The sequence below is a fragment of the Nitrosomonas sp. Nm58 genome, assembly GCF_900107335.1.
Taxonomy (GTDB): Bacteria; Pseudomonadota; Gammaproteobacteria; order Burkholderiales; family Nitrosomonadaceae; genus Nitrosomonas.
The window spans coordinates 97,759-124,687 of record NZ_FNPQ01000002.1 but is presented as its reverse complement, the minus strand read 5'-3'; the positions used below and the strand labels follow the sequence as shown (position 1 = coordinate 124,687).

General features: G+C 48.0%; 24 protein-coding genes and 1 pseudogene. 6 read left to right on the top strand and 19 right to left on the bottom strand.

Features of this window, described 5'->3' with window-relative positions; translation table 11 throughout:
• Nucleotides 1–510: 510 nt before the first annotated feature.
• The 3 genes from BLW34_RS02225 to BLW34_RS02220 all read left to right on the top strand — a co-directional run bounded on the left by BLW34_RS02225 (nt 511) and on the right by BLW34_RS02220 (nt 3,086).
• Entirely contained in the window at nt 511–1,500 is a 990-nt protein-coding gene (locus BLW34_RS02225; protein WP_218138737.1) for a restriction endonuclease, read from the top strand.
• 220 nt (nt 1,501–1,720) lie between these two features.
• A complete protein-coding gene (locus BLW34_RS15960) occupies nt 1,721–1,873 on the top strand; it encodes a hypothetical protein (RefSeq protein ID WP_177165924.1) in 153 nt (50 codons plus the stop codon).
• Nucleotides 1,874–2,198: 325 nt separating this feature from the next.
• Nucleotides 2,199–3,086: an AbiJ-NTD4 domain-containing protein gene (locus BLW34_RS02220; RefSeq protein ID WP_090575018.1), complete on the top strand. Its 888-nt coding sequence runs from the start codon at nt 2,199–2,201 to the stop codon at nt 3,084–3,086.
• 335 nt (nt 3,087–3,421) lie between these two features.
• On the opposite strand, the gene BLW34_RS02215 is transcribed toward BLW34_RS02220, so the two are convergent.
• The 8 genes from BLW34_RS02215 to BLW34_RS02175 all read right to left on the bottom strand — a co-directional run bounded on the left by BLW34_RS02215 (nt 3,422) and on the right by BLW34_RS02175 (nt 10,158).
• Complete coding sequence (locus BLW34_RS02215) at nt 3,422–4,141, bottom strand: phage head morphogenesis protein (protein WP_090575016.1); 720 nt, start codon at nt 4,139–4,141, stop codon at nt 3,422–3,424.
• 160 nt (nt 4,142–4,301) lie between these two features.
• Nucleotides 4,302–5,021 (bottom strand): 2,3-bisphosphoglycerate-dependent phosphoglycerate mutase, encoded by a 720-nt coding sequence (locus BLW34_RS02205; protein ID WP_090575010.1) that lies wholly within the window; start codon nt 5,019–5,021, stop codon nt 4,302–4,304.
• Between the two features lie 22 nt (nt 5,022–5,043).
• Nucleotides 5,044–6,084, bottom strand: coding sequence for a fatty acid desaturase family protein (locus tag BLW34_RS02200; protein WP_090575007.1), 1,041 nt, complete (start codon nt 6,082–6,084; stop codon nt 5,044–5,046).
• A gap of 10 nt (nt 6,085–6,094) precedes the next feature.
• Nucleotides 6,095–6,538 (bottom strand): HIT family protein, encoded by a 444-nt coding sequence (locus BLW34_RS02195; protein ID WP_090575004.1) that lies wholly within the window; start codon nt 6,536–6,538, stop codon nt 6,095–6,097.
• Between the two features lie 3 nt (nt 6,539–6,541).
• On the bottom strand, nt 6,542–7,366 hold the full coding sequence (locus BLW34_RS02190; RefSeq protein WP_090575137.1) for a phosphocholine cytidylyltransferase family protein: 825 nt from the start codon (nt 7,364–7,366) through the stop codon (nt 6,542–6,544).
• Between the two features lie 152 nt (nt 7,367–7,518).
• The gene (locus BLW34_RS02185; protein WP_090575001.1) at nt 7,519–8,673 is read right to left on the bottom strand and encodes a cysteine desulfurase family protein; all 1,155 of its coding nucleotides are present in this window, start codon (nt 8,671–8,673) and stop codon (nt 7,519–7,521) included.
• A 70-nt stretch (nt 8,674–8,743) separates the two neighbouring features.
• Nucleotides 8,744–8,992, bottom strand: a complete 249-nt coding sequence (locus BLW34_RS02180; RefSeq protein ID WP_090540011.1) for a hypothetical protein — start codon at nt 8,990–8,992, stop codon at nt 8,744–8,746.
• A 341-nt stretch (nt 8,993–9,333) separates the two neighbouring features.
• On the bottom strand, nt 9,334–10,158 hold the full coding sequence (locus BLW34_RS02175) for an alpha/beta hydrolase (protein WP_256203535.1): 825 nt from the start codon (nt 10,156–10,158) through the stop codon (nt 9,334–9,336).
• Between the two features lie 118 nt (nt 10,159–10,276).
• On the opposite strand from BLW34_RS02175, the gene ppa reads away from it, so the two are divergent.
• On the top strand, nt 10,277–10,825 hold the full coding sequence (gene ppa, locus BLW34_RS02170; protein WP_090540006.1) for an inorganic diphosphatase: 549 nt from the start codon (nt 10,277–10,279) through the stop codon (nt 10,823–10,825).
• Between the two features lie 725 nt (nt 10,826–11,550).
• Here ppa and BLW34_RS02165 read toward each other — a convergent pair.
• The 3 genes from BLW34_RS02165 to BLW34_RS02155 form a co-directional block, all read right to left on the bottom strand.
• A complete protein-coding gene (locus tag BLW34_RS02165) occupies nt 11,551–12,708 on the bottom strand; it encodes a DUF2235 domain-containing protein (RefSeq protein WP_090574998.1) in 1,158 nt (385 codons plus the stop codon).
• A gap of 605 nt (nt 12,709–13,313) precedes the next feature.
• Complete coding sequence (locus tag BLW34_RS02160) at nt 13,314–14,495, bottom strand: BaiN/RdsA family NAD(P)/FAD-dependent oxidoreductase (RefSeq protein ID WP_090574995.1); 1,182 nt, start codon at nt 14,493–14,495, stop codon at nt 13,314–13,316.
• A gap of 123 nt (nt 14,496–14,618) precedes the next feature.
• Complete coding sequence (locus BLW34_RS02155) at nt 14,619–15,107, bottom strand: hypothetical protein (protein ID WP_090574992.1); 489 nt, start codon at nt 15,105–15,107, stop codon at nt 14,619–14,621.
• 153 nt (nt 15,108–15,260) lie between these two features.
• Here BLW34_RS02155 and BLW34_RS15420 point away from each other — a divergent pair.
• Nucleotides 15,261–15,356, top strand: a pseudogene (locus tag BLW34_RS15420) (IS1595 family transposase); the annotation flags it as partial.
• A gap of 491 nt (nt 15,357–15,847) precedes the next feature.
• The gene (locus tag BLW34_RS15955; protein ID WP_177165923.1) at nt 15,848–16,246 is read left to right on the top strand and encodes a CPBP family intramembrane glutamic endopeptidase; all 399 of its coding nucleotides are present in this window, start codon (nt 15,848–15,850) and stop codon (nt 16,244–16,246) included.
• Between the two features lie 122 nt (nt 16,247–16,368).
• Here the strand turns inward: BLW34_RS15955 and BLW34_RS02140 are convergent, their stop codons facing one another.
• From BLW34_RS02140 to adk, 8 genes are all read right to left on the bottom strand, one after another.
• Nucleotides 16,369–17,190, bottom strand: a complete 822-nt coding sequence (locus BLW34_RS02140) for a DODA-type extradiol aromatic ring-opening family dioxygenase (RefSeq protein WP_090574984.1) — start codon at nt 17,188–17,190, stop codon at nt 16,369–16,371.
• Nucleotides 17,191–17,444: 254 nt separating this feature from the next.
• On the bottom strand, nt 17,445–18,047 hold the full coding sequence (wrbA, locus tag BLW34_RS02135) for an NAD(P)H:quinone oxidoreductase (protein WP_090574981.1): 603 nt from the start codon (nt 18,045–18,047) through the stop codon (nt 17,445–17,447).
• Nucleotides 18,048–18,815: 768 nt separating this feature from the next.
• Nucleotides 18,816–19,904, bottom strand: coding sequence for an acetyltransferase domain-containing protein (locus BLW34_RS02130; RefSeq protein ID WP_090574978.1), 1,089 nt, complete (start codon nt 19,902–19,904; stop codon nt 18,816–18,818).
• 223 nt (nt 19,905–20,127) lie between these two features.
• Nucleotides 20,128–21,876 carry a tetratricopeptide repeat protein gene (locus BLW34_RS02125; RefSeq protein ID WP_090574976.1) on the bottom strand — a complete coding sequence of 583 codons (1,749 nt, stop codon included), beginning with the start codon at nt 21,874–21,876 and terminating at the stop codon, nt 20,128–20,130.
• Nucleotides 21,877–21,979: 103 nt separating this feature from the next.
• The gene (locus BLW34_RS02120; protein WP_090574973.1) at nt 21,980–22,267 is read right to left on the bottom strand and encodes a PepSY domain-containing protein; all 288 of its coding nucleotides are present in this window, start codon (nt 22,265–22,267) and stop codon (nt 21,980–21,982) included.
• A gap of 246 nt (nt 22,268–22,513) precedes the next feature.
• Nucleotides 22,514–24,571 carry a sodium-translocating pyrophosphatase gene (locus BLW34_RS02115; RefSeq protein ID WP_090574970.1) on the bottom strand — a complete coding sequence of 686 codons (2,058 nt, stop codon included), beginning with the start codon at nt 24,569–24,571 and terminating at the stop codon, nt 22,514–22,516.
• 143 nt (nt 24,572–24,714) lie between these two features.
• A complete protein-coding gene (locus BLW34_RS02110) occupies nt 24,715–25,974 on the bottom strand; it encodes a 6-phosphofructokinase (RefSeq protein ID WP_090574966.1) in 1,260 nt (419 codons plus the stop codon).
• Between the two features lie 50 nt (nt 25,975–26,024).
• Nucleotides 26,025–26,726: an adenylate kinase gene (gene adk / locus BLW34_RS02105; RefSeq protein ID WP_090539974.1), complete on the bottom strand. Its 702-nt coding sequence runs from the start codon at nt 26,724–26,726 to the stop codon at nt 26,025–26,027.
• Nucleotides 26,727–26,929: the final 203 nt, after the last annotated feature.

Genomic DNA, 26,929 nt, shown 5'->3' with positions numbered 1-26,929 from the left:
GATTTGCGCTGTCAGGGCGGCATCGATAAATTAATGCGGCACGTCATGCGGGCGGCCGTCGGTCGCGCGGAATTTCCCAGCGGGAAATAACTGGATTTCATTCGCGGCAGTGACCGAGATGGCGCACGCAGCGATGCCGTGAGAGGGATTAAGGAGGTAGTGTTTCCTCCTTAGAACAAGAAGTTAACTAAAAACAGATTAGCACTTCATCGATAAGTCAGTCAAATGGGAGACAGTAAGGGGTTATTCGTCGTGCATATTTCTAGAGAGTGTGATAGTTATTCGTGTATTAGACCTAATATTCATGGTTTATTCATTAAATTGCGGATCTAACGAAGTTTGTATGATGAAAATTAAACGATGCAATTCGATGAAACATAAGGAGATAGCACGCAGCTTGCCATGATAGATTTCATTTTTGACGTAATATATTGCGTCATTTCGTACGCCTAATTTTAGTTATGTTTGACTGAGAGGAACGTGGGTGCACTAATTTTCGGAGGTGGGTGCTTGGCCGATCATCTCCATGAAATCGTTGGCTATAAGGCAGGTGTTGCGGCTTCGATTGAGCACCTATGCGATCTATTGGGCGGAACTTGCTACTCGGATCTAGTTCTGGAAGCTGAAGGCGGATTTGTTCGAATCAGGTCGGAAGATTATGAAGAACTTTATTTCACGCTACTTCACAAGGTAGGTTTAACCGAGAATGTCCATAACCCCATTCATGAGATGTTTACATTTCACAATAAACTGAAGGATATCGGTGGAGATGAGTTTGCATTAGATATTCTAAATATTTACAACGAAGAGTCAAAAATTGCTGCTGCTGAAGCAAGAGTTTCTGGAAAAGACATGATCAGCCCGGAAGGAATCATTCGGCGTGCTTACAACAAGTACGGGAAAAGAGGCTTAGACGCCGTTATGCTGGCAATCGAGTACTATGAAAGCGCTAGGGTTCTTAATCCGCATAGCTCAGGACGCTATGTTGAATGGGGTAACATACAGAATCTTGCAGAGATATTCATTCGTAGCGGACAGAGGCCGGTTTATGGAACTTTCTTCGATCAACGGCTAATTAATTACCTGTCAGTAAACTCCCATCAGCTTGGCTCGATACATTGGCGAAAGTTCGAAGAACTGATTGCCGAATGCTTTCAGCGAGAAGGCTTCGATGTCGAAATCGGGCCTGGAACGAATGATGATGGCGTTGATATTCGAGTATGGATACCGGGCCAAAGAGAGGGGAAGCCACCCGAGTATCTGATTCAATGCAAGCGTCAGAAAGATAAGATTGACAAGGTAACCGTTAAGGGGCTCTATGCTGACGTTGCCCATGAAGAAGCAGGCATGGGTCTCTTAGTCACAACGTCAGAATTTAGCCCTGGTGCAAGATCTGTTGTATCCGCTAGAGGATATCCTGTGTCAGAGGTGAATGGAGAGATGCTCTCGCATTGGCTGATAGCACTGCGTAAGCCTGGCACGGGCATTGTACGCGTGTGAAACATAACAACGCATTCAACGAAAGAAGGCTAAAAGTATATAAAGCTGTACAAAAACACCTATCTATCATTCTAATGGATGGCAAAACAACATATCCACAATGCTCAGAGTTTTACTCAGAGGCATCTGAAGCAGCGTTCCTTTTTGATAATTCAGTACAAGAAAAAATCGATGATATATATATAAAAAATCGATAGATATGGTTTACTTACATGAGCGAATGTACCCATCAGATGGCTCGCCAGGCTTGCCAGTTGGTGAAGAGCGAAGCAAGGTAGCATCTGATAATTCAAAATTACTTAAGTGGCATACAGACCAGTTAACATCATCAAAAGAGTTTTTTGCTAAGAAACTTGGACTTAAAAATGCATAACAATGCGCTGTATTGATAGTATTACTTGAACGAAAGGATGAGATTCTTGTAAGGGATGGCAAAAACAGAAGAAAAGAAGAGGAAGTGAAAAGTCGTGAAAGGTGCTAAAAGAATGGTGGTTACAAACGGGTGGAGTAGGACTCGCTACGTTGGTGTTTCGAGCTGTTTCCGCTCACCTCTAATATGGAGTGTTAGAGGCCACTAGTGTTTAATTGCAAAAATAAGATATGTTATCATTGAGATTAACTATTTGTTTTATATGAATATATATTTCTGAAAGTTTGCATCGAATTAATGCAATTAAACACTAGCTGGTAAAATTGCCATGCCGAAATTCTCGAGCCGTTACGGATACAATCCTAAAGATGCTAAAGCGCCAATTCTTGAAGAAGCGCCAGAATGGCTGAGGATCGGATACATCAATGGTATTCTAGAAAAACTCCTTTACGTCGATAATGATTCTAGATATACAAACAAAGGCGACCGCCCCCTTGGCACAAAAGAACTTCTTGAGAATTATTGCTTGCTCTTGCGACAAGAACCAGGGGAGGCATACTACGATTCCTGGTTCTGCATAGACTCTTTGAAAGAGCTACTAAAGGAGGCTCCGTGGTATAGTTTCTATGACTTTGTTGAGTTAGCCGCAAAGAAGATTCGTGAACAAGAGCAGTATCGCATGGATGACGCCTGGATTTCACAGTTTGGGGTAGCTCGCTATATAAAACAGGTCAACAATCTGTTTGAGGAAGAAAGGATCGCTTGGCGACTAAACAGTAACTGCGAGTTAATCCGTGAAATCCCAAGCGCCTATGCGACAGCTCTGGAAGGTGCAGAGAAGGTACTTTCCAAGAACGAGTTCGAACCAGCCCGCAAACACTATCGGAAGGCAATTCGCTACGTTTATCAGCACCCCCTAGACCCAGAAAACGGTATCAAAGAAATTGTGTCCTCTGTGGAGAGCATAGGGAAGACGCTTTATCCTGGTGCTGCAACACTTGGGGACGTCGTTAAGGCCCTGCGGAAAGATGATAGATTTCCTCAAACGCTGGTATCTGTCATCGATAAGTTCTACACGTTTGCGAATGCTGAACCAGCCATACGTCACGGTGGGGTAGTACCGTCGAAGGTTTCTCTTGACGACGCTGAGTTTTCCCTTCATGTTGGTGTGGCACTTATTCGTTTCCTCTTAAGCAAGAACAACCGTGGCCTTTAACCATCAATTCTCGGTCCCCTTGCTTCGCTCGGCAGCTCCCCAAGCTAAACGTGAAAAATAAATTTTGTGCCATATCCAGTCTGTTTCAATTCGATTTCTATCGATGAATCATGTACTGATATATCACCCACTGCCAAATCAAGCTCAACCCTCTACAAAAGAATAGCAATTAGACGCGATTTAACGCCTAGTTAACGCGAGTAAAATTTTCAAGTAAGTATAAAAGTAGCCAGTAACACAGAAAACCGCTTAAATCCCCGCTTTTTTGCTTTGCTCATTTGCCGCAGTTTTGAAGTCATCCGGCAGGCGATCAATTTTATCAGCGAGCATCTTATTCAGATTTCCCAATCGCCCCCTGGCGGATAGTTGAAGCTGGGATCAACCCCCTTCGGGATGCGCTGCACTTCACCGGTGCGCTTGTTGATATAGGTGTAGGTTTCCTCCTGCGGTGGTTCGGCAGGTTTCAAGCCCAGTTCATCCAGCGTGTCTTCATCCAGTTGTATCACACCGCATTTGCAGCCCCATGCCTTGACCGGGTAATGCGCCTGCCAGAAAGGATCATCCACTGGCAACACCAGCCCATCCCAGGCGGAATGCTCTAAGCGCGGATGCTCTGAGTTGTTGGCGTCATACTTGAGATAAGGAAAGGTGTCCTTATTGCGCTGGATGCGCGCCCATTGTCCCTCGCTGTGGGCAGTGCGCAGGTTGGTGTCATAAATCACCTTCAGGCGGCGCGTGCTGCCAAGTTGAACGTTCTTTACTTCTCCAGTAACAGGATCGGCTATGTTAGCGCGGCCCCACCAGCCTTTTTCCATGAGCAGTTGAGCCAGGTCTTTGCGGAACTGCTCAAAGGTTGTCCCTTCAGCCAATGCAGCATCAACTACCTCGCGGATATCGCGCAGGATGTCGATCTGCATGGCCTTGGCGACGGTGAACGCAGCCTGGTGCTCCTGCTGCCAGACGTCTTCCCAACTGAATCCGATCAGGAAGCCTTTCTGGCGGAAGAATTCGATGGCCTCCGCTGGGGGCAGCAGTTTGAATTCAAAGGCTGGCATGATTTAACGTGCGATGTCAAGCAGCGGATCTAGGTGCGCAAGCGCGGCTATGGCACGTTGTAGCAGCGACGCCACCCTGGTTTCCTCAGCGATTAAACTAATGCACTGCGTTGCAGGACCAATTACCCAATTGAACGCATCTGAATTGGGGATAGTTGATTCACCCTTTTTCTCGATGCACATAATAGTACCTGACCAGATTTAGCTTGTTGTCGAGCTCAAAACACAGCGGCTGGGCGGTCGCGATAGAGAGCTTCATGACTTGCCTTTGCGAGAGGTTGGCGAGTTGCATCATCAGGGCGCGTAATAGATTTTTGTGCGAAACAATCAGTACCCGTTTCCCTTGCTGAATCTCCGGTAAAATCGTTTGTTGCCAGAGGGGCAACACGCGCTGCACGGTTTGTTCTATGCTTTCTGCCAGGGGCAGCAGCGATTTATCGATCTCTGCATAGCGTGCCTGATTGCCGGGAAAACGCGCATCACTCAGCTCAAGGGAAGGCGGCGCGGCGGCAAAGCAGACCTGAGTGCCCAGTACCGGCCAGATGCCAAATTGCCTGATCGCCTGCCAGCGGCGCAACCCTTCCAACGCGCCATAATGACGCTCATTCAATCGCCAGTCTTGTCGAATGGGTATTCCCTTCAGTCCCATTGCCGCCAGCACGATCTTGAGGGTATCCGTCGCACGCTGCAGCTCCGAAGTAAAACAGATATCAAAGGTATAACCCGCTTCCTTCAGCAAACGGCCTGATCGCTCCGCTTCCTGTTCACCTTTTGGGCTCAGCGCCACATCACTCCAACCGGTAAAATGCTTATCCTTATTCCAGATACTCTGCCCATGGCGCAAGAGGATAAGTCGTGTTATCGCCCGTTGCTCACTCATGGAGGATATTCCTTGATCGTTTCTAACGGGTTGATGCGGCAGCTTCTTTCCAGATGCGTGCCAGGGCATCCCACAGTCCCTTGCGCACCGTTTGCAGATACAGGGTATTGTCGTTCAGCCCGCGCACAAGGCGTTGCTGCGCCTTGCCCAGGTTGTGATAGGGCAGGCTCATGAAGAGATGATGCGTGGCGTGATAACGCAATCCCACCGGCGCCCAAAGGCCCGTGATGAAATTTCCAGGGATATTGACTGAATCCAGGTACTGCTCAGCCAGTCCCAGGGTACGATCGCCCGGATTGCGATAAGCATGCGCCGCCAAGGTGCGCAATGAATTCAGGATGAAAATCAACACAGCAATGACATACCACAGCACCAACGCCTGGTAAGACAGAACGCCGAGGGCAACACTGGTAACAACCATCAGTGCAAACATAAACGTGGCGAATTCCTGTAAGCGCCAGTTGTGATCATTACGCACAGCGTTGGCTGCTCGCTTGTAATTGGGGTTAATCGTCAGAGAAGAAGCCCGTTCCCAGACCAGCTTACGCAACGGAGGAATCAAATAGGATAGCGGTGTCAACAGCAGGAAACGAGCGACCAGCAACAGCGGCAGGATGAATGACAGCAGCACATAACGTACCATCTCACCGGGCCGTTGCGTTGCGAACGGCAGATATTCACCATCCTTGCTGGTGCCGTACACATCGCGTTTGTGATGATCGTTATGGACACCATCATAAGTAAACGATGGAATCATCAGGGGAATACCGCAGATTAGATTCCACGCCAGACGAAATACTGTGAACGTTCCTTTCTTGAGATGAGCCAGTTCATGGACAAAGATTGCCGACCGATAAAAAGCCAATACTGCGACACTACATGCGAGAAGCTGCCAAATGGAGAAAAATGAGCTATGTAGCGCGATTACGAACGCAGTCCAACTCAGCGTAATATGAAACAGAAAATCCAGCCAGTATATCCATGGATTGGGCGTCATCAGATCGCGCACGAGCGCATGGGCCTCGTGCAATGGAAAATCAACAGGCAAATTGCTATCAGACATCTTATCTTGTTTATTCCCAGCAGGCCTTAATGTATTCAATGATCAGTTGGTTAGTCGCGCTATCAGTGTTATTGATTTGCCCGAAGTTAGGAACACCTGGCCAGCCGGCATCCATAAATGTTTGACCACTGAACTGCTTTGGATGAGCATAACGCGGAACTACGTGGAAGTGCACATCTGGATCAACCATCATCAACATCAGGTAGTTCAGCTTGTCGTAATTAAACGCTTTTTTCAGCGCAGACTCGATCTGCCCGGTCATCTGGTGCAACGCCATAAAACTCGCCGGGCTCAATTCAGAAAATGCCTGCACTGGTTCATGGGCGACGAGTACTAATGCGCCCAAGGTAAGTTGCGCAGGACGCAGCAGGACGCTCCAATGCGGGCACTGGTGAATGATGGTCGCCGGGGCGCCAAATTTCTGCATGGTGCCATTAAAAACGGTTATCGCCATAAGCTAGATTGCGGTAGATGATACATTATCGGATACAGCGCTCTCCGCCTGGTTCGCTTTCTTCGATACCCCGCCCTGCAACGCAAACAACGTTTCACTTCTGCGCAAATCATCAATGAAATCAATTTCACACCATTTGAATCCCTGCACGGAGCAAGCATTCACCAATCGTTGCTGAGCTAGCATATCAATGATGGTGAGATACCAGGATTTAAGCTTGGCCGGATCCCGCAAGGCGCGTTCAACGGCATCCTGGAAAAGCTGAGCGCCCTGTTCATGAAAATGGATCAACCCGATGGATTCAGCATTCGTTTGCTCTGCTGTCAGCACTTTACTGACATGCCTAACCCATCCATCAGCATCCAGCTGCACTTTCATGTCATCTTCATCGTATGCTTCCTTGAAGTCTACACAAAGCGTAATAGGCGCCCTCTCAGCTTCCAGCACACGCGACAATAAGCCCGCGTCAAAAAGGGTATCGCCATTCAGCAACAGAAAATTATCGGTCATCTCATCACGCGCAATCCAGCAACTGGCCAGATTATCCGCCACCTCAAAAAAAGGATTGAACCGTGTTTTGACTTGAGGATAATCGGCATAACGCTCCGCTAGTAATGCTTCCACCTTTCCAACCTGGAAACCGACCACCACTGTCACGTCCTCAATTCCTGCCTGCAACAAAGCATCGATCTGCCATGCGATCACGGGCTTGCCAAAAACGGGTAACAAGCACTTGGGGGTATTTTCAGTCAGGGGAAGTAATCGCCGCCCCTGTCCCGCACTCAAAACAATGGCTTTAACAGGACCTAAGCTTTTATTGTCAGTCATAGCATCATTTGCCGCATTGTTCACCTTCTGATGATTTTTGCTGCGTAAAAATATTAATATCGGGAAGTTATTCTACTTGAAAACATCGGATTTTCCTTAATTTGATAGCAGTCTCGACCACTCAACACAACAGCATTTTTCACAGGAACGAATCAAATCATCATCCCGTTCAAACGCTTCAGCTCTTCGGCGATTTTGCCAATGGCCTTCAGAAAATCATCGACTTGAGTCATGGTATTGTCATCGCCCAGGCTTACTCTTACCGCGCAACGCGCAAGCATGGGCTCAACCCCCATCGCTTCCAGCACGTGGCTCTGTCCCGGAGTCACACTGGAACAGGCCGCCCCGCTGGCTACCGCAAAACCCGCCTTGTCCAGGCGCACAACCAAAGTATCACCTTCGATCTCCGGCAGCGCAAAATAGCAGGTATTCGGTAAGCGCGGCGCACCCCATCCGAAAATCGTCGCACCCATTTCTATTAACCCGCGTTCGAGGTAGTCACGCAACCCAGTCAAGCGTACGGAAAGATCGTGCATGCGTGACCCGGCCAGCTCACAGGCAACACCGAAACCAACGATCGCCGGCACATTCTCAGTACCTGAACGCAAGCCGTTTTCATGCCCTCCGCCATAAATAAGTGGCTTAAGTAGCAATCGCTTGTCAATGATCAATGCGGCTGCGCCCTTGGGCCCATAAATTTTATGAGCGGAAATGGTCATCGCATGCACTTTCAGTTCGGTGAAATCAACTGGAATTTTGCCGAACGCCTGAACTGCGTCGGTATGCATCCAGGCGCCTTGTGATCGGGCCATGTCCGCGATGGCAGCCACCTCCTGAATCACGCCGGTTTCATTGTTTGCCAGCATCACCGATACCATCGCTGGCTGGTCAGCCAAGGCGCTTGCTGCATCATCCAATCTCACCTGACCCAATTCATTCACTGCCAACTGGCGCAATTGCCATCGTTCGCTCGTTCTTCGCGCCAACTCCTGTGCTGGCCGCCTGATACAGGGATGCTCGATCGCGCTGACGGCCACGCGCGAAGGCTTCAAATAATCTGCCACCCCGCGGATGAAAAGATTGTTTGCCTCCGATCCGCCGCTCGTAAAGATGATCTGTGACGGCTGCACCCCGACAGCCTGCGCGACTTGCTCGCGTGCCTGATTGATCGCACGGCGCGCGACCATTCCATACGCATGACGGCTGGACGCATTGCCATAAGCCAGCCGGAAATACGGCAGCATGGCTTCCAATACGGTTTCATCGACTGCGGTGGTCGCATTATGATCAAAATAAGTTTGCGTCATTGATTTTCACTTTTTCCCAGAATGTTAGGCACTTTCATTCAGTGCCATTATTTCCCCGTTCATCAGATTTTTACTGAACACCCAATATTTCCATTGCTTTATGCAGGGTTTCCAGTGCTTCTTGATGTTTTCCCTTTTCATGTAAGGTTTCACCTTCAGCGCGCAACTTCCTGACCTCAGTTTCTTGAGCTTCAGTGATTGCCGGTTTTTTTGCCAAAGCCTCATCAATTTTTCTCATATCGATCGAACAACGATACGCAAACGCCCCGCTACTAAATATGAGCAGGCATACCATAGCTATGAAATGACGCAATTTCATCTGAACCTCCTTTTATTCGGACTAACTGAACTGAATAAGACCGCCTCAATGAATAAAAGTTAATCTTGCAAGCATTACTTTAGATGCTGAATGCTGGAGAACCAACACACATTAACCCGAATATTTCATAAATTCGCGTGATGATCACGCAGGATTTTGATTAATAGGGAAGTTTTGAGAAGGAGGGGTGTAGTGATTCATACACCCGACTGAGCAAAATCTTTCTTATTAATCAAAAGACAAGTGAGGGCACGTGCCAATCTATGAAATATTCGGGTTAAGAGAAGATTCCAAAAAATAAGCAAAAATCCGCTAAAAATATATTCGTTGATCTGCCCTTGTTAGGGCGCCCCCAAGCTTGTGATGAGAAATTCATCCAGTGACATGGCCCATTCCTTGCGGGTAAAAATGAAGCCTTCATTGTGCCCACCCTGCAATGTCAGAAATTGCTTCGGTTCGGATGCTGCCTGAAAGAGCGCCTGGCCGTGCGAAAACGGCACGATTTCATCTTGCGGACTATGCGCGACCAGCACCGGACAAGTAATAGACGGCAAATAGTCGATCGTACGGTATTGAAAACGGGACAGTAGGCGCACCGGCAGGAAAGGATACAATTCCGCTGCCAGATCGGGCACCGAAGTCAGTACGGATGCCAATACCAATGCGCCGGGTTCTTGCTGTGTGGCAAGCCATGCTGCGATGGCCCCACCAAGCGATTCACCGAATAGCACAATACGAGAAGGCGGAATCGCTTTTATCTCGGTCAAGTACTGCCATGCCGCCGATGCATCATGATAAGTGCCTGATTCTGATGGTGAGCCACTGCTTTTGCCATAACCACGGTAATCGAAAATGAACGTGCTATAACCCAGCCGATAAAACGTCAGCAAATAATCCATTCGATGGGAAATATTGCCTGCATTCCCGTGAAAGAAAAGAATGGTTCCCTTTGCAGCAGAGGGAGCGGGCACAAACCAGCCATGCAGGGTTTCATTATCACTCGTGGTAAGCTTCACCGCCTCATAAGCAAGCCCATCCTGGGCCGGCGTAATGGCAATGTCACGTCCGGTTTGCGGAAAATAGATGAGATGCGATTGCGCGAAAAATACCAATAGCAGCAATGCCGCGTAGCTGGCTGCAATGAAGATCACCAGTTTAAGTAACATGCGCATCATAACTAAGTTAACGTAGCATTCTTTAAGGAAGCAAAGTTTATCGGGAATCAATATTCTGATAATCAGCGCCTATCGGTATAATAGCGCATTATTATCTCTAGGATTACCAATGAATTTAGACCGCGTCGATTCAGGTCATGATCTCCCCAACGATTTCAATGTGATCATTGAAATCCCTATGAATTCTGATCCCATCAAATATGAAATGGACAAGAAAACAGGTGCTATGTTTGTAGACCGTTTCATGTCTACTTCCATGCATTATCCGTGTAATTATGGCTACATCCCCCATACCTTATCCGAAGATAAAGATCCAGTAGATGTCCTGGTCATTTCGCCGGTGCCCTTGATTACCGGTGTGGTTGTGCGCTGTAGACCACTCGGTGCATTGCATATGACTGATGAAGCCGGTGAAGATATCAAGCTGGTGGCAGTACCGATAGACAAATTATGCAGTCTTTACACGCAAATCAAATCTCTGGAAGACCTGCCAGAATTCATGCGTGCGCAGATTGCGCATTTCTTCGCTCACTACAAAGATCTTGAAAAGAGCAAATGGGTCAAGATTGAAGGATGGGGGGGTATTGACGAAGCCAAGACAGAGATTATGGCAGGCGTCAAACGTTATAATTCAGCAAAAAATAAACCCAAGTTCTAACCCGAATATTTCATAAATTCGCGTGATGATCACGCAGGATTTTGATTAATAGGGAAGTTTTGAGAAGGAGGGGTGTAGTGATTCATACACCCGACTGAGCAAAATCTTTCTTATTAATCAAAAGACAAGTGAGGGCACGTGCCAATTTATGAAATATTCGGGCTAATACTACTGATCATTTGCTGCGTGAAGAAAGTAAATGATTACACTCGAAATATCAGTCAGTGGCCAGTGAGGTCACTGAAGCGTTTCTGAATAAGCCCAATCTTGCCGTTCCCGTGTAGGCGGGAACCCAAAAAGCGGACTTTCATTCAACGATTTTGAGAAGGTAAAAATTGCCGCTCTATATCCGCTATATCCGGACTTGCGTGAGATACCTTACTTCTGTCCCTGATGGAATCCCTGAGTAGCAGCTTATTGCTACCACGTACTCCATACACTGAGCTTTACTCCTTAAACTTGCTATCGATATGCATCATTTTGATACGCCCATCCATCTAACCGGATTACGATGCAGCAGTCTGGGCTGTTGGGATGTAATCCTGTTCGTATATTTTGTCATTTTCCGGCAAAACCCAGACGACACATACGTTCTTGTTCGCCAGTGCGACTGCAGCAGCATTTTTGTTACGCTGCGTTATCAGCTTGCGCAGCCAGTGTCCGGTTCGGCATTCTTCTCAGCAAAGCGGATATCCGCTCGCGCTAACGGGGAATTTAGGTTTATCTTATCTTAAGACATTGGGTGGTTGATACTGCTCAGAACATTGGTTGATTTTCTGGATGATAGCAACATCGAGGCTGCCCTGATATTGCTTCGCTAATTGACTTGATGAATTTCCGATATATGGGGCAATGTCTCCTTTATCGGGGATAGGTCGGATGTAGTCGCCATTCCACTGAATATCTGACAGGGCGTTTTTGTATTTCTTAGGAACCAGACCTATCAAGCCTGGCAGCTTCACAAATAACACAGTGGGGATACGGTACAGCATGGATTGAGAACTTTCCGGCGATTCTTGCACGTTTGGGCTGAATGGCGGGTTCGATATTCTTTGCAAATCAAGACTCAAACCATGAGACGCCGCCTTGCTCGCCATCCACTCAAGCGCTAAATCGGACAACCCAGTATTCGGATAGCCGCCGCCAACGTTGGAATGCACCCCAGGAAACCACTTTTGTTCAAAGTTTGAAGAATTATGTCGTTTAATATTAGATTCCATAGGAGTCGGGAGAAACGGCAAGCGTCGCTCGTCAACTGCCAAAGCGTGGTAAGCGCTCTCGATAATGGAACTCAGCTGTGTATCATGGAATCCGATTTTAAATAACTTGGCAACGATCCAGCTAAAAACGATGCCAAACGGTGCACCCAATGCACCCACCGTATCGAAAACGCCCAGGAATCTGATTGTTTCGTTACCCCAGGCGTGTTGTCGCCTAAACGCCTCCGAAGCAGGCGCATTGGGATGCCACTTCGGGGATTTATCTTTATAAATAGCATACGCTTCGTTGATCCGATACATACTATCGCGTTTCAGAATACCACTGTTGCGAATCAAGCCAGCAAGGCTTCTGGCTGTATAGGCACCGCGACTGAAACCAAAGATATAAATGGCATTACCCGGTTCATAATTGCTGACCAGAAATCTGTAACCCTCCTTGATGTTATCTGAGATGCCGTAGCCGAATCCCCCACCTTTGATCCGCTCAGTACGACGTGTTCCAATTCCTCGCACATACTCAACAAGCTGCGGATTACCGTGGTTATCAGCGGGAAGAGTCGCCTCGAAGAGTTTGACCACATTCGTGGGGCAAGCTTGCCCATTTTCATTGCGTTGATCCTCACGATTCCACGTTCCATCGAAAAATACAGCGAGTTTCTTCATAATCCTTACCCTCCATAATTAAACTTAATGTTAAAAAGTTAATGGTGTATAGGAAAAACAAACACCCTGTTTGATAAAGTAAAATACGGATCAAACCAGCTTAGCTTTGTTGCAAGATGATGCTAGGAGGTAACAAGTAGGTAGGCAATAATGCATATGCATACAATTTTTATCCTTCGGCGCCAGGAACATCAATAAAAAGAGCCATATGATCTGGTTGCTGTGTTAATGATCCAAACACATTACAACCGCTATTCACACTAAAAAGATTAAAGGGAACGCGCCGCCGGATCCCAATAATGGATTTACTTCTGCCCAAACTAAACAATAAATGGCAAGGATGCGCGCTTTTTAGGACTATAAGGAATCAGCCGTATGAGCAGGCAGGGTGATTGTCGGGATAAGGCTGTAGCAGAGCGCTTCTTCGGAAGCTTGAGGCGGGAACGCGGACAGTGACGCCATGACCAGACTCGGAGTGAAGCCAGGCAGGATGTGCTGCAAAGGTCTCAATATATGTATGTCCTTCTTTTTATTCGAGTCACTATAGTTACTACCCAGAAGCAGTTAAAGATGAGCTAAGGGCTCATTTACCGCTACGGCTCACGCTATACGGCTTGTCCCGCAGCGTAACCCGAAGACCAGGCCCACTGGAAATTAAAGCCACCCAAATGACCAGTCACGTCGACAACCTCACCGATAAAAAACAGGCCAGGATGTTTTTTTGCTTCCATTGTTTGTGAAGAGAGGTCTTGGGTATCAATCCCGCCTACCGTAACTTCCGCCGTTCGATAGCCTTCAGTACCTGTCGGCCTGATATGCCAGTCATTGACAACACGGGCGACTGCTGCCAGTTTGGTATCAGACAGGCCACCCAGCGGCCCATTGCACGCTTGCTCGTCGCAGACGCTTTGTGCAAGACGCCTGGGCAGGATTTCCGAAAGCGCGTTGCTCGCGTGCAGCTTTGGCTGGCTTTGTTTCCTGTCTTTGAGAAATTTGAAAATATCGGTACCAGGTACCAGATTAACGATAATTTGTTCACCATCCTGCCAGTAAGATGAAATCTGCAAGATGGAGGGGCCGCTCAAGCCCCGGTGAGTGAACAGCAGCCCCTCGGCAAAAACTTGCTTTTTGTATCGTACATCCGCCTCGATGGAAACGCCGCTCAGCGTCTTGCACCGTTCCAGCAGCGCCCCGTCGAAGGTCAGTGGTACCAGCCCAGCCCGCGGCCTGATGACATTCAAGCCGAATTTCCTGGCCGTTTCATACCCGAAATGGGTTGCTCCGATTTTTGGGATAGAAAGGCCGCCCGTCGCGATCACAAGCGAAGCGCAAGTCTGGTCACCCTTACTGGTCTTGATGCGATATCCCCCCGGAACAGCCTCGATATCAAGCACCCGCGTTTGCATTTCCAGTTTTACTCCCGACTGGTAAGCTTCTGTCAGCAGCATATTAATGATCTGCCTGGAGGAATCATCGCAAAACAACTGCCCCAGCTTTTTCTCATGAAAGGCAATACCGTGCTTGCGCACTAGCGCGATAAAATCCTGCGGAGTATATTGCTTGAGCGCTGATTTGCAGAAATGCGGATTCTGCGAAAGATAACACTGGGACTGCGCATATATATTGGTAAAGTTGCACCGCCCGCCGCCAGAAATGCGTATCTTCTCCGCAATTTTTGTCATGTGGTCGATCAGCCACACTCTCCGCCCGCGCTTTCCGGCTTCTATCGCACACATCAACCCGGCTGCGCCAGCACCGATGATGATCACATCATAACTATGAAACATGTTTTATTTTGTTGATTAAACCAGAATCTTTTTCTGTAATAGGAAACAGCGAATCACGCGTTCAGTCTGGATTGTGGAGGACCTCAATACAAAGTTTTGTTCAGTTGAGCAGAAACGCCGTTGCTAAGAGCTGATTCCGACCTGCGCGCACGCCTGCAAATACTCCCAGGCGATACCGCCTACATGCTTGCTTCCCTTCAGGGTCGCCATAACGCTGTTGTCGTCAATCTTCTTAATCATCAAAGCAAACGCATAGTCGGGCCCGGTGTAAGTACCGTGTTGACCATAGGGCAGAGCCTCAGGACTCAGATCGGCATAATCAAATACCGCATCTGGATTGGTAGGCGAGTTGCGTGCAAAAACACCCGGCAGGAACCTCATGTCATAAGCGTAAACCTCGGATGCATCAATGTCTGGATAGAGCCGATTGCTGAATTGCAACATGCGAATTGACCACCTGCTATCCGATTGCAGCTTGCTCACCACACAGCGTGCAAGCGCGGAATGATTTCCCGCCATCGGTTCTTCGTAAATCCAAGGCTTCTCTTTCGGTCCACTGACACTGGCACATGCAGATAAGAGTACGACTAAAATGACTATTACTTTTTTCATCACATCATTCTCCCCGAAAAATTGGTGAACATTGGGCGCTGTTTTCAGCTTCACTCATGGTTGAGTGTAATGCGCGTCTATAGGGTAAATACAAAACAGTTGATACAAAAATTGATCTGCGTTATTTTGCTCGATGACTTCCTCTCAGCGCACTTTTTTCCCCTGAAAGAAACCGAATTTCGTTATAGTCATCGCCGTGATAATCTCTGCATTGCAATACTCAAATTATTACATTTAAATCTGCTTTAACTTCCTAAAGCCCCTGAATGTATTTACGCTCTATCAAGTAAATATTTATGTAGCACAAACCATTCGAATAAGATTTTCTTACTCCCCAAACAAAAATGCTCAGGTTTTTTATCCCTCAATCAAATCAAAGTTTTACCAAATTATTACAATGGCAAGCAAGAAAAGGCGGTTTAAAAGTAGCGCTGATCTGCATTGTGGTCGCGTTGGCGCTAACCTTTAATCGCTATTTGGGAGATTACCGCTTTGTATTATCAGTTTTGAAAAGCATTGAATTAAACGATCTCTCAAACATATTCCAGTCATCCATGCTGCATCATGCAAATGCTCAGCTGCACCGATTAATATTCTGGGCGTCCTCTATTATCTTGTTTTATTTTATTCTCCCATTGCTGGTAGTTGTGCTGGTTATAAAAGAAAAGCCCAGTGATTACGGCTTGGCACCTCATTACAGTTTCAGCAATTATAGGCCTTATCTTCTGATGATCATCAGTATGATCCCCATAATTGTTTATTTCTCGGGGACGGAAAGCTTCATGGCAGGTTATCCTTTTTATGATGTAGGGAAAACTGAGAAACTTTATCCGAGTTTTGTAATTTGGCAGATGTTTTACTTTCTTCAATTTATTGCGCTTGAATTTTTGTTCCGAGGATTTTTGTTGCACGGCACTAAACGAAAATTTGGGATTTATGCCATCTTTGTCATGACCATTCCCTATTGCATGATTCATTTTGGTAAACCGCTACCTGAAACGATTGGCGCAATTGTTGCCGGTGTCGTGCTGGGTGCGATGAGTCTGAAAAGCAAAAGCATCTGGCCAGGCGTGATGCTGCACTATGGTATCGCCATCATGATGGATTTATGTGTTTTATACCGCAAGGGAATACTATAAACCAGTCTGACTAAGGCAGTGTGGCAATGTTAGCGATACCTTGCATTCTAATTTAGCGGGGGTCAGCGGGACTTGGCAGCAATCATTCCGGGTTTTGCTTCCTTGTTAAGGAATGTCCCTTGCTACCGCCACAGCAAGCTCGTAACCCTTTTGCCCATAACTTCCTCGTTAAATACCACTTGGGCGATTGGGGTACCGGTACCGGCGACGCCGTAGCAAACATGTAGCGGTAATAGATGCTCTTCTCTGGGATGACAAAATCGAGCCGATGGCGCCTTTTCCCATTCAATCAATCGCTGCTCGCGCGCTTCAGGCGAAATCGCCTGGCTGGTGCATGTTTCGATCAGCCAGCTATCAAATGCATCGTTTTCTTTGTTGCTGTCAACATCCTGCGAGAAAAAAGCCTTCAAATTATGAAACGACATGCCTGATCCGATAATCAGGATATTTTTCTTTCGTAAAGGCGCGATGGCTTTTCCAAGCGCGATATGCTTTCCGGGATCTAAATTCCTGAGTAATGATAGCTGGATGCAAGGAATCTGTGCTTGCGGATACATCAGTTTAAGCGGCACGAACAATCCATGATCAAAACCGCGCTGCTCATCCATTTTCACTGGCATACCGCTGGCTGCTATCAACTCAAACACCTCCTTCGCCAACTGGGGATAACCCGGTGCAGCGTACTGGATTTGATAAGCTTCCGCAGGAAACCCGTAGTAGTCATAGATAATTCCAGGATGACTGCCACTGATTATCGTCGCTTGATCTTTTTCCCAATGAGCGCTGATGACTAAAATCGCTGACGGTTCGCCCAGTTTGCTTCTGATTTCCTTCAGAAAAGAAACCATCTTCTCATGCCTTTTATCACCCAAAATGGGTAACGGCCCGCCGCCATGAGGCAAATACAAAACGGGTGAAAACGTTTCAGATGCTTGGTTGACCATATAAAATTCCTAAGGGTGAAAAGCGCTCATGTTCTGCTAAGAGGAACATACCCCTCCCTAGCTGCCCCCTCCTCTCCAAGCGGTTAACCCGAATATTTCATAAATTCGCGTGATGATCACGCAGGATTTTGATTAATAGGGAAGTTTTGAGAAGGAGGGGTGTAGTGATTCATACACCCGACTGAGCAAAATCTTTCTTATTAATCAAAAGACAAGTGAGGGCACGTGCCAATTTATGAAATATTCGGGTTTAATTAGCTTGATAATTTCCTGGCCACTTGTGCGACATGGGCTCCCTGGAAACGAGCAATTTTTATTTCGTTCTCTGACGGTTGACGGCTACCATCGCCGCCTGCAAGCGTACTCGCCCCATAGGGTGATCCGCCGGTAATTTCACTCATGTTCAGGATCTCCTGACACGAATAGGGAACACCCACGATAATCATGCCTTGATGTAACAAGGTGCTGTGGAACGAGGTGATCGTGGTTTCCTGCCCGCCGTGCTGGGTGGCTGTGGACGTGAATACACTACCCACTTTGCCAATCAAGCTACCGTTGAGCCACAACCGGCCTGTCTGGTCAAGAAAATTGCGCATCTGCGCACACATATTGCCGAAACGTGTTGGTGTGCCAAAGATAATGGCATCGTAGTGCGGCAGCTCGTCCACTGTCGCGATTGGCGCCGCCTGATCAAGCTTGGCGCCAGCCTTTCGCGCCACGTCTTCCGGCATCAGCTCGGGCACGCGCTTGAGGGTGACCTCGGTGCCTTCCACGCTACGTGCGCCTTCAGCTACCGCTTTCGCCATGGTTTCGATGTGGCCATACATGCTGTAATAAAGAACGAGAACTTTTGCCATGGGGTATCTCCTGATTTCGTGTGATCGGGGAGTCGTCAGTCACGTGAGTATTACATTTCCAGAATAACACAATCTATTACGGCAATACTCACGATATCTCTTTGGGTATTAAGGGTATTAGCCAACTTAGCTTTCATCATATTGTATTGCCCACTCATGTTTGGCAATTGGCCCTAAACGTTTTAAACAACAGATTGAAGTACTAACAGGACAGAAGGTTAGTTTCGGTAAAAAGAAGAACCATGCTAAAGCCAGCTCATAAATTTGCTTGATGACTCTCATTATAAAGAAACCGCCCTAAGAGGGCGGTTAAAATATTTGTGTCATGTGTTTAGTGCTAGCCTTTTGAGCTTTTTTGAGCGTCTTTGTCCGGCATAGAATCACGTTCCATCGACGCGCTTGGCGGATACTGGCCAGGTTTTGGTTCCATGCAGGCAGTTAGGAAGGACGTTGTTACTAAGAGGGCAGCTAATATGAGTGAAAGTTTCATTTTTGCAGTCTCCTATATAGAAAAAATAAAGATAATTCAAATAATTGGAGTCAGGGTAGCTTAATTATTTAACCCCAATTTTCTGATTGACTCCTGAAGCAGAACAGAAGCAACGGATCAAACCAATTCAGCTTCGCTGCACAATAATGCTAAGGGATAACAATTAGGCAAGCAATAATGCATTTGCATACAATTTTTATCCCTTAGTACCAGAAACATCGGGTAAGAATAGTCATGTAATCTTGCTGCTACGTTAAGGAATTAGGGTATTTACGCCTTCAAACAAACCGCAGGACACTATCTGGATAACGCCATTTCAAGGCGCGATAGGCGCAGCAAATTGGGTAGAGCACTGCCAGCGTGATGGTAGCGGCGAGATAAGCCTGTCCAAGTCCGGCACGCTCCAGAAACAGGGTGAGCATGGTCAACACGGCGAAATGTGCGAGGTAGAAGAAAAGCGCTGTTTGGCCAAATACCAAAATGGGACCATATTGACGGATAACGATCTTCGGCTGCAACCACAGCAGAGCCGCCAGCATGATCGCCATCAATCCCAGTTCCAGTGAAATATAGCTGATGCCCGGCGGATACTTGCTGACATGCAACCATTGGATAATCGAATAGTCTTCACGATACAGTAGCATGTTGCCGTAGGCATTGAAACCGCGCACGAGTAGGAAGCAAACCACGGCCAACGAACCTCCTATCAATAAGACACGCATCACTGACCAGGGATTTTTCGCGCGGGTTGTCAGCCAGTCGCCAAATACCCATCCCAGCATCATGATGGCGAGCCAGGGAATTGCCGGATAGAGCACCGTAAATGATTCACTGAACCAAGGAGCAAAAGTCAATGCCAGCCACAGCGGTACCTCGCCATGCGGTTGCCAGAACAAGACGGTAAAGGCTTCGCCACCACAGAGCAGGATCAGCGCACTGGCTAATAGCACGCGCCTGTCCAGACGATAGAGCAGCGTCATCAGCATCAAGCTGACCCCGATTGCATACAATACTTGCAGATACAGCTTTCCACTCATGAACGAAAATACCACGATATCAAGCAATGCAATGAATGCGCCGCGGATCAGCAGATCACGATCAATGGCTTTGCTATGCATGCCTTTCTCACGACGCTGCATGATACTGAGTGCCATCGCTGTTCCTGTCAGGAACACAAAGGTAGGCGCGCTCAGATGCGTGATCCAGCGGGTAAAAAATTGCTCGACAACAAAACCTGAGCCGACCTCATGCGTGACGATGCTATCGTTTGCGACGCGCCCTTGGTTGAAAAAAGCGGAAGCGTGATCCAGCGCCATCAATATCATAACGATACCACGCAGCCAATCGATCGCTGCAATACGGTTCATCGGGCTCTGCTAAAGCCCATTAACCCGAATATTTCATAAATTGGCACGTGTCCTCACTTGTCTTTTGATTAATAAGAAAGATTTTGCTCAGTCGGGTGTATGAATCACTACACCACTCCTTCTCAAAACTTCCCTATTAATCAAAATCCTGCGTGATCATCACGCGAATTCATGAAATATCCGGGTTAAATTCATTTTATCGAGACTCACCTGCTTCGTCTGTTCAGGTCTTGGGTTTTCGTCCAAAACGTGAAGCATTGAGCATGATGTCAGCACGCTCCCATGCTTTTTTGAAGCGAACTTCGATGAGTGCTGCCTGGTCATTTTTCTGTTGTGCGCGCAGTGCTTGCAGCAGACCATACAATGCCCAGCCGTTGTTGCGGTTGCGCCGCAGGTCTTCCCAATAAACCGTTTCCGCTTCAGCCGGACGTCCTGCCTCGAGCAGAATTGCCCCCAGCACCAGACGCGGCGGAAAATGCCATTCGGCCGGTTCGGTATAAACCAGACCATCTTCCAGGCGGACAGCTTGATCGAGATGGGCGATCGCTTCAGCAAATTTTCCCTGAGCGGCAGCAATCTCGCCGGCCAATACCTCGGGTCCGATAGCCAGTACTGTGCGGGCTGTATTCTGTGAAAATAGCGGTGAGTCCAGGCCCGGCTCCTGCATAATCTTGCGCAATGACGCGAGCTCCTGTTCAGCTTGTTGTAGCTGGCCTGTCGCCACAAATGCGAGCCCACGTACATAGTGCCAGCCACCTGTGAGAAACGCGTTGTTAGCAGGGGGAGGCGGTTCCTTGAGAACGTCTTGCCAGTGCCCAAATCGTGCCAGCGACCAGTAGGGAATAACACGAAATATCGCGGTTACAGGTAACTCATTCAGCGCGGCATCGCTGACCTTGGCTGCCGCCTTACGAGCCGCGTCAATCGCGATCTTACTTTGTCCATCCAGTGTAGCCGCAAACCAGAGAAAGTGGATATTGTGCGGGTAATAGCCCATCGGATAGATCCCTTGCGCTGGGTATTGCGCAAGATAGTCTTCGTCTGCGGCAATAGCGAGCTGATTGCTTTTCATCGAGTCCGCATAGCGTCCGACACGCTGATAGATATGCGAGGCCATGTGCACAACATGGCCCGCGGCTGGCATGAGCGCCAACAGGGTATCCGCTGCTTTTTCTGCACGCTCGGGCGTGCACGTGGGTTCGATGAGATGGATGTACATATGCAAGGCGCCGGGGTGCTTCGGATCTTTGCGCATGACTTCTTCCGTGATACCCACGATTTCCGCCGTACCTTCATACGGCTGACCGTCTGGCATCCAGTAGCCCCATGGGCGAAGATCCATCATCGATTCAACATAGAGCATGGCGATATCGGGATCATCCGGGAAGCGTTGGTGTGCTGTACGCATCGTCTCTGCATAAGCCTGGTTGTTTACGCTGCGTTGCTCCGCTTTTCCTGTATAACGTTTTTCCAGCGCACGAATGAGCGCCTGTTCTCTTGGCGATGCCGTTGCCATAAGCGATGCCGCTTTCTGAATGAGCTCAAGCGCCTCTTGCTCTTCTTTTGGATCCATCATGGCATTGATATTGGGTCCCAGCACAAGCGCCTGGCCCCAGTAAGCCATTGCCAGAGCAGGATCGAGTCGCGCAGCTTCGCGGAAGGCGCGGCGCGCTTCGGCATGATTGAATGCATAAGCCAGGTTGAGTCCTTGGTTCATGAATAATTGCGCCTGCGGGTTTTTTGTGCTGACTGGAAAAGTATGGGGGCCGAGATTTTGCAGTTTAGGCGGGAGCTCGCCAGCGGGTCCTGGCTGATTGGTTTGATCCGTGTGTTCCGCGTGTTTATGTCCAGCACCGGATTTTGCTGGCGCATCTGATGAGATGGCCGGGCTTGCTTGAGCAAAGGTGCAGACTATACTCAAGGTCACGAGTATTAAGCTTGGTTGCCGTGAATAAAACGTTTTGGTTAGCATGGAATACCCCTCCTTTGAGCTAAATCAGAATGCGGTCTGGCCGATGGTATGCCAGACCGCGAGGGAATAACGTGAAGATTGGCTTTGAATGGATGTTGAGTGCTTAATCTTGTTCGATTTCAAACAGCGTACCGTCTTCCTCGACTTTAATCTCAATTTTCTTGCCATCGGGTTTTTTTACATGAGCCTCATAAACGATGACCTTTTTTTTCTCTGTTTCTTTTTCAATTTTCTCAACGGTTCCACCCTGCGCATGTTGCGTGATGGTTTTCTGGACTTTTTCTGGAACCTGAGACCACTCGACCTTTTCATCGCCTAATAAGTCAGCAAAACTGGAGGTTGCAAAGAGCAGTGTTGTTAGTAAAGCGAGTGCGCGTATTTTAACGTTCATCTTGATTCTCCTGTTAATGTTGTTAATACAAACAGTTACATAGGATTTCTGATAAAGGCTGTAAACACGAGTGACTGTAGGTGAGCAGGTAGCGATTCAATTTGCTCATAGGCACCCGCAATCAATCCTACGTAATGTGGCAAGAAAATGCAATGACAGGATGATGACAACGAAGAAACTAACAGTCGAAAAAAAAAGCCCACCAGCTTGACTGGTGGGCTTTTTCAATTGCTAAAATATACAATATTACAGCAATGGAATAATCAGCAATGCCACGATATTGATAATTTTGATCAGCGGGTTGATCGCTGGGCCAGCCGTATCCTTGTACGGATCGCCAACGGTATCACCTGTTACCGCCGCTTTGTGAGCTTCACTTCCTTTGCCGCCGTAGTTATCATCTTCGATGTATTTTTTGGCGTTGTCCCATGCACCACCACCGGTAGTCATGGAAATAGCCACGAACAGGCCGGTAATGATCGAGCCCATCAATACGCCACCTAGCGCTTGTGGGCCAAGGAATATGCCTACCAGCACAGGAATCAGAACGGGCAGTAATGACGGTACGATCATTTCTTTAATAGCCGCTTTAGTCAGCATATCCACCGCACGGGAATAATCCGGTTTAGCCGTTCCTTCCATGATGCCTGGAATTTCCCTGAATTGACGACGCACTTCAATCACCACCGAGCCCGCAGCCCGTCCGACGGCTTCCATCGACATTGCGCCAAACAGGTAAGGCACCATGCCGCCAATGAACAGACCGATAATAACCAGATGATTAGACAAATCAAAAGTGAGCAATTTGCCTGCGTGCTCCAGACCATGCGTGTAGTCAGCAAACAGCACCAGTGCAGCCAGCCCTGCTGAACCAATGGCATAACCTTTGGTCACGGCTTTAGTGGTATTGCCAACCGCATCCAGCGGGTCAGTAATCGCACGAACAGATTCCGGCATGCCAGACATTTCAGCGATACCGCCTGCATTGTCAGTAATGGGACCGTAAGCATCAAGTGCCACGATAATACCGGTCATGGATAACATAGCGGTGGCAGCGATGGCAATGCCATACAGGCCCGCCAGCGAATAGGCAATCAGAATACTTGCACACACTGCCAATACCGGCGCAGCCGTCGCACGCATGGAAACGCCGAGACCCGCGATGATATTGGTACCATGCCCAGTAGTCGATGCATTAGCGATATGCTGAACGGGCGGATATTCGGTCGAGGTGTAATACTCGGTGATGATGACCATCAAGCCCGTCAGGAGCAGGCCGATAGCGGCGCAAACAAACAAGCGCATGACCAGTTCACCGCCGGCGACATCAACACCCTCAAGATTTAAGGACATCCCCCCCATAAACCAGACAGTGACAGGCAGATAAGCAAAAAACGCAATCGCGCCAGCCACAGCCAGGCCACGATAAAGCGCATTCATGATTTTTCCGCCTTCACGCATTTTGACGAAGTAACAACCGATGATGGAAGCGATAATCGAGACTGCGCCCAGCATCAATGGATAAACTACGGCATTGGCTGTATTGGATGTGAACAACAAAGCACCCAGTATCATGGTTGCGATGATGGTAACAGCATAGGTCTCAAACAAGTCGGCTGCCATCCCGGCACAATCGCCCACATTATCCCCCACGTTATCTGCGATCACAGCCGGGTTACGTGGATCATCTTCAGGAATACCTGCTTCGACCTTGCCTACCAGATCCGCGCCAACGTCTGCGCCTTTCGTGAAAATACCTCCACCCAGACGCGCAAAGATAGAAATCAGCGAGCCACCGAAAGCAAAACCCACCAGCGGATGAATGATGTCGCTCATGGACTGATCAGCAGCTGAATCGCTGTACAGCAGTGCGCTATATCCGGCCACACCCAATAATCCAAGTCCTACCACGAGCATGCCGGTGACGGCACCGCCGCGGAATGCGATTTCCAATGCTTCATTCAGTCCAGTGCGCGCTGCTTCAGCCGTGCGCACATTGGATTGAACAGATACGGTCATGCCCAGGAAACCAGCGACTCCAGAAAGCAGCGCGCCTAAGGCAAAACCGAAAGCCGTACTCCACGAGAGGGCTGCACCCACGGCAAGAAATAGAATCACACCCACCATACTAATCGTCATGTATTGGCGCTTGAGATAAGCCGATGCACCTTCTTGAACGGCAGCAGCGATTTCTTGCATACGTGCATTGCCGGGAGACTGAGCATAAATACGCCTGATCCAGATGCCACTGAAAACCAGGGCAAGAATCGCACTGAGAATTGCGATCGTTAAACCATTTGCCATAAAGAACTCCAATTAAAGCCAGACCACCTGAAAAACATGCGAAATTTGGTCTGAAAATTTCGCATCAATCATCTAATTTGAATCAGAAGCAGCAAAAGCGCATATTTTATACGTTCTTGCCGCCAGAATGTAACTGTATGAGATTAAAGCTTGAACTCACCCAACTTCTTGGCGACCGCGATATTTTGCAAGCGCACGTAATCGGGCAATCCATTTTTATAAGGAGGATAATCTTCGCCTTCGATCAATGGCGAGAGATACTCACGACATTTTTCCGTAATACCAAAGCCATCGTCAGTGATAAAGTCCGCAGGCATCATTTTCTCTACGTTGGCGACTTTCGATAATTCAACCATGCCCACTTTCCAGCTGTAAGGCGTATTGGAGACACGCTCAATGGTTGGCATGACTGAGTTATGCCCGGCAATGGCATATTCGACAGCGGCTTTACCCATGGCATAAGCCTGCTCCACATCAGCTTTGGAGGCAATATGACGGGCTGCACGCTGCAGATAATCAGCCACTCCCCAGTGATATTTCAGTCCCAGCCCATCTTTGATGATATTCGCGACGACCGGTGCGACTCCACCTAATTGCGCATGGCCAAACGCATCGCGTAATCCCTGGTCGGAAAGGAAATTGCCATCTGCGCCCTTGACACCTTCTGATACCACCACCGAGCAATAGCCAAATTGCTTAACATAGCTATCAACCTTGGCGAGAAATTTTTCTTTATCAAAAGTAATTTCCGGGAACAGGATGACAATGGGAATCTCACAATCTTTACTCGAAGCCAATCCGCCAGCCGCTGCAATCCATCCTGCGTGACGGCCCATCACCTCCAATACAAATACTTTGGTGGATGTTTTGGCCATGCTCGCGACGTCAAAACTGGCCTCGCGCGTCGATACCGCGATATATTTCGCGACCGAGCCAAATCCAGGGCAGCAATCGGTAATCGGCAAATCATTATCAACCGTTTTGGGAACGTGAATAGCTTGGAGGGGATAACCGAGCGTGTCCGATAACTGCGATACTTTCAGACAAGTATCCGCTGAATCTCCGCCGCCGTTATAGAAAAAATAGCCAATGTCGTGCGCCTTGAAGACTTCGATCAAACGCTCATATTCACGCCGGTTCTGTTCGAGGCTTTTCAGTTTGTAACGGCAGGAGCCAAAGGCGCCAGAAGGCGTATGACGCAACGCCCTGATCGCTTCAGCGGATTCTGCGCTGGTGTCAATCAAATCTTCCGTCAGTGCGCCAATGATGCCATTACGGCCAGCGTATACTTTGCCGATCTTGTCGCTATGGGCGCGAGCTGTTTCCAGGACGCCCGCCGCGGAGGCGTTGATAACGGCGGTTACTCCGCCAGATTGTGCATAGAATGCATTTTTTATTGCCATATGATTTTTTTCTCCTGATTGATCAAAATGTTAGCGCTTCTATTTTTTGTTTACTTTTGGAAGTAACTCAATAACTTCTCAAAAAAATTTTTGGGTTTATTTGTGAGCGATGTGATGATGCTGTGACGTATGGCTTCCACATCGCCCATGCCAGCTATTTTGATATAACGCGGTGCGCCGGACTCTCCGCTTGCCGACCAATGCGAGTAGTACTGGATGAGCGGTTTGGTTTGATCATGGTAGACCTGCAAACGCTTTCTGACGGTCTCTTCCCGATCATCGTCCCGCTGGATCAAGGGTTCACCCGTCACATCATCTTTTCCGTCTACTTTGGATGGATTGAATTCAACATGATAGGTACGACCTGAAGCTGGGTGCACCCGGCGGCCCGACATGCGCTTGATGATTTCGCTATCAGCCACATCGATTTCGACGACGCAATCGATCTGCACATCGGCTGCTTTCAGCGCATCTGCCTGCGGAATGGTGCGAGGAAAACCATCAAACAAAAAACCATTGGCACAATCGGGTTCAGCAATACGCTCTTTGACGAGATTGATAATGATGTCATCCGATACCAGTCCGCCTGACTCCATAATTTTTTTTGCCATGATGCCAAGCTCCGTGCCCGCTTTGACAGCATTACGCAGCATATCACCGGTTGAGATTTGCGGGATGCCGAAATGTTCTTTGATATAGTTGGCTTGGGTGCCTTTTCCCGCGCCCGGGGCACCTAACAAAATGATTCGAATGATTTATCCCCTTTTTTGCTAAAAATATAAGAAATGAATGGCGTCGATATTGATAGTGTCCAAATTATATCGCAGGGAAGTCATACGCTTGAAGTTTTTACTGATTTTTCGAAGTACCCGGATATTCGCTATAAAATGGACTACTGCAAGTTTCTTCCTTCCGGTATTGAATATGCGATAATCCGGAGAATTCTTAACAGGAA